The 6,387-nt window shown below is 50.7% G+C and carries 4 protein-coding genes; 3 read left to right on the top strand and 1 reads right to left on the bottom strand.

Going from position 1 to position 6,387, the window contains the following annotated elements; translation table 11 throughout:
• Positions 1 to 186: 186 nt before the first annotated feature.
• A complete protein-coding gene (locus PMI05_RS04750) occupies positions 187 to 1,725 on the bottom strand; it encodes a hypothetical protein (protein ID WP_007717875.1) in 1,539 nt (512 codons plus the stop codon).
• A gap of 144 nt (positions 1,726 to 1,869) precedes the next feature.
• Here PMI05_RS04750 and PMI05_RS04745 point away from each other — a divergent pair, with 144 nt between their 5' ends.
• The 3 genes from PMI05_RS04745 to PMI05_RS04735 all read left to right on the top strand — a co-directional run bounded on the left by PMI05_RS04745 (position 1,870) and on the right by PMI05_RS04735 (position 6,276).
• The gene (locus PMI05_RS04745) at positions 1,870 to 3,273 is read left to right on the top strand and encodes a sigma-54-dependent Fis family transcriptional regulator (protein ID WP_007717873.1); all 1,404 of its coding nucleotides are present in this window, start codon (positions 1,870 to 1,872) and stop codon (positions 3,271 to 3,273) included.
• Positions 3,274 to 3,475: 202 nt separating this feature from the next.
• Positions 3,476 to 4,825 carry a 4-aminobutyrate--2-oxoglutarate transaminase gene (gene gabT / locus PMI05_RS04740; RefSeq protein ID WP_007717871.1) on the top strand — a complete coding sequence of 450 codons (1,350 nt, stop codon included), beginning with the start codon at positions 3,476 to 3,478 and terminating at the stop codon, positions 4,823 to 4,825.
• A gap of 26 nt (positions 4,826 to 4,851) precedes the next feature.
• Positions 4,852 to 6,276 (top strand): aldehyde dehydrogenase family protein, encoded by a 1,425-nt coding sequence (locus PMI05_RS04735; RefSeq protein WP_007717868.1) that lies wholly within the window; start codon positions 4,852 to 4,854, stop codon positions 6,274 to 6,276.
• Positions 6,277 to 6,387 lie beyond the last annotated feature (111 nt).

Raw genomic sequence — 6,387 nt, 5'->3', positions numbered from 1 at the left:
AACGCGTGGAGCTGACGAATACTAATCGGTCGAGGACTTATCCACACATTTAGCAATTGATCATGCAGATCCAGTTTTGAATGAATGAAGAAGCCATTCCTTTAAGGGATGGCTTTTTTTATGATAAGCGAATGCCTAAGCACAAAAGCCGCCTTCCTGTAGGAGAGGCGGCGTCTTTTTTCACATTCAAAAATCACGCGTCTGATCAAAAATAGCAAAAAGCTCGTCCACATCTACTTCCACACCTGCAGTAGCCAAATTCCGTTTTGCCGACTGAAGCAGTTCATCGAGCACAACGAAAATTTCTTCACGCTCAACCGTTTCAATAAAGCCAGTCCGGCGATCCATTTTGTTGAAAGTCTCTGTGTACTCTTTGACCAATGCACGCAAAGCAGTTTGTATTTCTTCCGCGTTCGTCGCGTCTTCACTACATTGTTTTTCAAGCGCACTGATCGAGGTGTTCATTTTTTTATAGAGACTGGCAGCCTTGTTGGCGTGGGTTGTTGAGATGTGCTCCCTGCCATCCCAATCGCGAAACGGATTGGTCAAATTATTGGCCAGCCATTCGGGCTTGCGTGGCTTGGTGATGGACAAATCTAGCCCATTTTTTACTTCTTTTTTGTAGGCGGCTTTAATGGTCTTGGCCGCTTCTGCTGGGAGGCTCGTCATCCAAAGCGAGGAGAGCTTGGGACATTGATCTGGCGAAGGGAACTCGTCCCCGGAGAAGCCAAACAGATCGTAGGTCGTAAACGTCAGTAGATTCTTCAAGTGCTTGATACTGCCCAGATTGCTAAGGGTACCAGGCTTGCCCCGCAGTCGGATGTCCTGGAGCGAGGGATACCGTTGGACGAGTGGCTGCAAGTCCAGCTCCACTACATTATGCAGATTGAGTCCTCCTAGCTGGTCGAGTCCACGGTGAAGCGGCAGCGAATCTGAGAATGAGGCGGTCAGCCAATGCCCATTCTGCACGGCATCTATGAACAAGTTTGAGGAAATGTCCTTGCCCAGTATGAGCTCTCTTAGACAATCGTTCAGATGCAGTGACTCCAGCCCGTCCGCGTTTTGGAGAGAGAATTTACTGAGATGGCTTCCTGTCAGATCAAGAGAGGAGCCATTGGCTTTTTCCAGGTGAAGCTCCAGAATAAACGGATTGCTTTTGACAAAGGCAAGCAAGGAATCGGTAGGCTCCTCTGCATAGATTCTTGTCAGGCAAGGAAGTTTTTCCAATTCAGAGATGTCCGTCAGGCTTCGCAGGATGTCAGCATGAATGACGTTGTTAGATCGGCGCAGGCTCTTCCCGCCCAGCGAAATGATTTTGTCATCATTTGCGGCCTGTTTAAACTGCTTGCGACGTTCCTCGGGAATTTGATTCCACTTGTGTTGACGGTACAGGCTCCCTCCGACATCCCAACTGCCGTAACTCCTTGTCTCTTCTGTCACGAGAGGTGGTACATTCCCTACTTTTATGTAGCCTTTAGGTACCGCTGGATCAACATAGATGTGATCGAGCTTGTTGTTCCAGAAGAAGTAATCGCAATATAAGGGCTTCATCTCGTACAGCTCTGATTCATCAGGCAATGTATCGCTGCTCCAGTCCAGCTCGAGGATACTGATGAGGTTGGATTTACTCGGGCCAGGCTCTTTTATCGATGTGACCTGGCAGGCTGTGTACTTTTGCAGCTTCTCGACAAAAACACAGTAGATGTCTCCGATTGTGGGCGTCATTCCTACCATCCTTTCCATCTCGCAAGGCTTGTTATTATTGTTATTTTTACATATTTTTCATAGGTTGTCGTTGTTCTTGCTGTTTTCTATAATGAAAAAATAAACACAGGTCGGACATAACGGCGTGTGAGAGGCGGCGAAGAGATGAAGAGAGAAGAGAGCACGGAGAAGTGGATGAGCCGCGTATTGGAGGCCATTGTTGAAACGTCTCGCGATCATTTGTTAATCACGGACCCTGAGGGCTACATCCGGCTGGTTGGCGATTCGTCCTATGAAATATACGGCATTGGAAAGCAAGAGCTCTTGGGCAAAAACGTCATCGAGCTGGAAAAAAGAAAGGTCTTTTCTCCATCTGTCACGCGAAAAGTCATGGATGCCAAGATGCCGCAGACGATCATGCAGGAAATACCCGGCGGCCGAAAGCTGATGGTGACGGCGTTTCCCGTCTGGAATGAGGATGGCAGCATGCACTCGATCATCAGCTATTCCCATGACCTGACTGAAATTATGGAATTGAAACGGCGTTACGAAGGTCTGACAGAGCAGCTCAAGCAGTTTGAAACCGAGATTGAGGAGCTGCGCGAAAAGCACCAGGAGGGCTTCGTGGCCGTGAGCCAGCCGATGCAAGCGATTGAGCGTCTCGTCAAAAAAGTTGCAGCTGTCGATTCGACTGTCCTGATCCTCGGGGAATCGGGTGTCGGGAAAAACGTGATCGCGAAAGAAATTCATCGCAATAGCCGTCGTGTGGGTGGGCAATTCGTGGAGATCAACTGTGGCTCGATCCCGGAGGGCTTGCTGGAATCCGAGCTGTTTGGCTATGAGGCTGGTTCGTTTACAGGAGCCGCCAAGCAGGGTAAGCAAGGGATTATCGAGATGGCGAACCAAGGCACTCTCCTCTTGGACGAACTGGGGGAACTGCCGCTGACCTTGCAGGCGAAGCTGTTGAAGGTGATTCAAGAAAAACGGTTGCAACGCGTTGGGAGCACACAGTACCGCGACGTGGATTTTCGTTTAATTGCCGCCACCAATCGCGATTTAGAGAAGATGGTGAAGGAAGGGAAGTTCCGGCAGGACCTGTATTTTCGCCTGAATGTTGTCCCGATCCACGTCCCGCCGTTACGAAATCGGTCAGAGGATATCGCGGCTCTCCTGAAGCGCGTCCTGCGCTCGCTCAATGAACGATACGGAATGGCCAAGCGTTTGGACCCTGCTGTAACATATGCCTTGATGCAGTACGAGTGGCCCGGCAATGTGCGCGAGCTGGAGAACGTCTTGGAGAGAATGGTGGTCACAGCGGACGAAGAGGTGATCGCTTCTCAACATTTGCCCGCAGAAATCAGGCTGGCAGGGGAGGAGCAGGCGGCTATGGAGCCGAGTCTGGCTACTTCCAAGATGTCGCTTCGCGAAGCATTGGAGCAGGTAGAGGAAAAATGGCTGCGCTATGCATCGGAGCACTGCCGGACCACGGGAGAAATCGCGGAGTTTCTCGGCATTAGCCAGCCATCTGTCGTGCGGAAGCTACAAAAATATCGGATTCGTTCCAGGTAATTCAAAAATGAATCGTTTATTCAAAAATGAATCGAGCATTCGGGTGTTTTGATTCATTTTTGAATAATTTGATGTGATCGTAGTGCCGGAAACGCGATTTCATCAAGCTCTAGCGTTTGGCATAGGTATTGCTACATATCGTGGTTGAGTTTACAAGCAAGCCATACAACTAATACCATCTCGAACGAGGAGAGGAAACGATATGTCCAAACAACGTCAATTTGTAAACGTAGCTGCTGGTGTGCCTGGTCCAAAGGGAGCGGCGCTGATTGAAAAAAGAAAGCAGTTCGTTCCAAAAGGTGTCGGCAACAATACCCCTGTTTTTGTAGAGTCAGCTTCAGGTGCCTTGGTTACGGATGTAGATGGAAATACGTACATCGATTTTGCTGGAGCAATCGGTACATTGAATGCCGGACACTGCCCACCAGAGGTAGTTGAGGCATTAAAAGCGCAGCTGGACAAATACATTCATCCTTGCTTCCATGTAGGGATGTATGAGCCATATGTGGCCTTGGCTGAGAAGCTGACGCAAATCACGCCAGGCAGCTTTGAAAAGAAGACCATGCTCGCAAACAGCGGGGCAGAAGCAGTAGAGAACGCGGTAAAAATCGCCCGCAAATACACCGGACGCCCAGGCATCATTTCCTTTAGCCGCGGCTTCCACGGTCGTACACTTCTCGGCATGTCACTGACTTCCAAGGTGAAGCCGTACAAATTTCAGATGGGGCCATTCGCTCCAGCTACGTATAAAGCTCAGTTCCCGTATCCATTAAATAAGCCGGAATCCATGACAGATGATGAGTACGCGCAATTCTGCGTGCGTCAGTTCGAGGACTTCCTCTTGACTGAGGTTGCACCGGAAGAAGTGGCTGCTGTGATTATGGAGCCGATTCAGGGAGAAGGCGGCTTTATCGTTCCGCCTGTGTCCTTCGTTCAAGGTGTCTATAACATTTGTAAAAAGCATCAAATCCTCTTCATTTCGGATGAGATTCAAACAGGCTTCGGTCGTACTGGCGCCATGTTTGCTTCTACCCATTTCGGTATCGAGCCAGATATCATCACCATGTCCAAATCAATTGCGGCAGGCTTGCCCATCTCTGCGGTTACGGGACGCGCAGAAATCATGGACGCGCCAAATCCAGGTGAGATCGGCGGTACCTATGGAGGAAGCCCGCTTGGCTGCGTAGCGGCATTGGCAGTCATTGAAAAAATGGAGCGCGAAGACCTGTCTGGTCGTGCGCAGGTGATCGGGGACAAGATCAAGGCGCATTTCCACGCGTTGCAAACAGAGTTCCCTGTGATCGCAGAGGTGCGCGGACTGGGGGCGATGTGCGCCGTAGAATTTATCGACCCAACAACCAAACAACCAGCGAAAGAGCTCGTTGCTGGCTTGACCAAAGGCTGCTACGAGTCTGGCGTCATCGTCCTTTCTGCTGGCGTCCACAGCAACGTGCTGCGCTTCCTGTCTCCACTAGTTATTACAGACGAGCAACTGGAAGAGGCGCTGGACATTATGACGGATGTTCTGAAAAGCCAATACGTGACGAACTAAAAAGCCCGAGGGGGTTCTCCATACTCATGAAAAAGCATCTCTACATCAACGGACAATGGAAAGAAGCAAAAGAATACGCACCGCTCTACTCCCCGTATTCTGGGGAGCTGCTGGCTGAAATCGCTCAGGCAAACGATCATGACGTCGACGAGGCAATCAAGGCGGCCAAAGCAACAGCCAAAGTCATGGCGAAAATGCCAGCCAGTCAGCGCGCCTTGATACTGGAGGGTGCCGTTGCGATTATGGAAGCACGCAAGGAGGAACTGGCGGTCATCCTCGCACAGGAAGCTGCCAAGCCACTTCGCACGGGGCGTGTAGAAATTGCACGGACAATCCAGACCTACAAGTTCGCAGCAGAAGAGGCGAAGCGTATTCACGGAGAGACGGTGCCGCTTGATGCAGCACCGGGTGGTGAAGGACGTCTTGCTTTCACGGTACGCAAGCCAATCGGCGTAGTCGGCGCGATCACGCCTTTTAACTTTCCCTTTAATCTCGTAGCACACAAGGTCGGGCCTGCCATTGCCGCAGGAAATACCGTCGTACTGAAGCCAGCGAGTCAGACGCCGCTTAGCTCGCTGATCCTGGCCGATATTTTCGCAGAGGCAGGATTGCCAGCAGGAGCGCTCAATATTTTACCTGGAAAAGGCGCAGTCGTAGGCGAAAAGCTGGTCAGTGACAGCCGAATTGCCGCGATTACGTTTACGGGAAGCCCTGCGGTTGGCATCGCGATGAAAAACAAAGCGGGACTCAAGCGCGTGACCTTGGAGCTTGGCTCCAACTCCGCAGTAATCATCGACCACAACGTGGAAATCACGCAAGCGTTGATTGATCGTTGCGTGACGGGTGCCTTCTCTTTTAGCGGTCAAGTGTGCATCTCGCTGCAACGTGTTTATATTCACCAGAGCAAGTACGAAGAGTTCCTGGAGAAGTTTAAGGCTGGCACCGAAAAGCTCGTGCTGGGTGATCCGCTGAACGAAGAGACAGACATGTCCTCCGTGATCTCCGCCAAGGATCATGAACGCATGGGAGCATGGGTACAGGAAGCAGTAGAAGCAGGCGCACATGTAGTTACTGGCGGGAAGGCTGTCAGTGACAACCTCTTTGCTCCTACGATTCTGACGAATGTGGGCGCACATGTTGCCGTCTCCTGCCAAGAGGTATTCGGTCCAATCGTAGTCGTTACACCGTTTGAGACGATAGACGAAGCGATTGAGGCGGTAAATGACTCGCGATTCGGCTTGCAGGCAGGCATCTATACGAGTGACATTCACGCGGCTATGCGTGCAGCGGAAGAGTTGGAGGTCGGAGGCGTGATGATCAACGACATTCCAACGTTCCGCGTAGACAACATGCCGTATGGCGGAGTAAAAGACAGTGGCTTTGGCCGCGAAGGGATTAAGTATGCGGTCGAGGAATTAACGGAACTAAAATTAATCGCGATCAAACTGTAACAGCGAATGACGGGCCCGATGAGGCTCGTCTTTTTTTTTGAAAATAGCGTATTGAAGGCGATTTTTGCCATTTCCATAAATTATCATAAATGAAACCGCTTCATAAAGTTG

Source organism: Brevibacillus sp. BC25 (assembly GCF_000282075.1).
Taxonomy (GTDB): Bacteria; Bacillota; Bacilli; order Brevibacillales; family Brevibacillaceae; genus Brevibacillus.
This window is presented reverse-complemented; position numbering and strand designations above follow the sequence as displayed.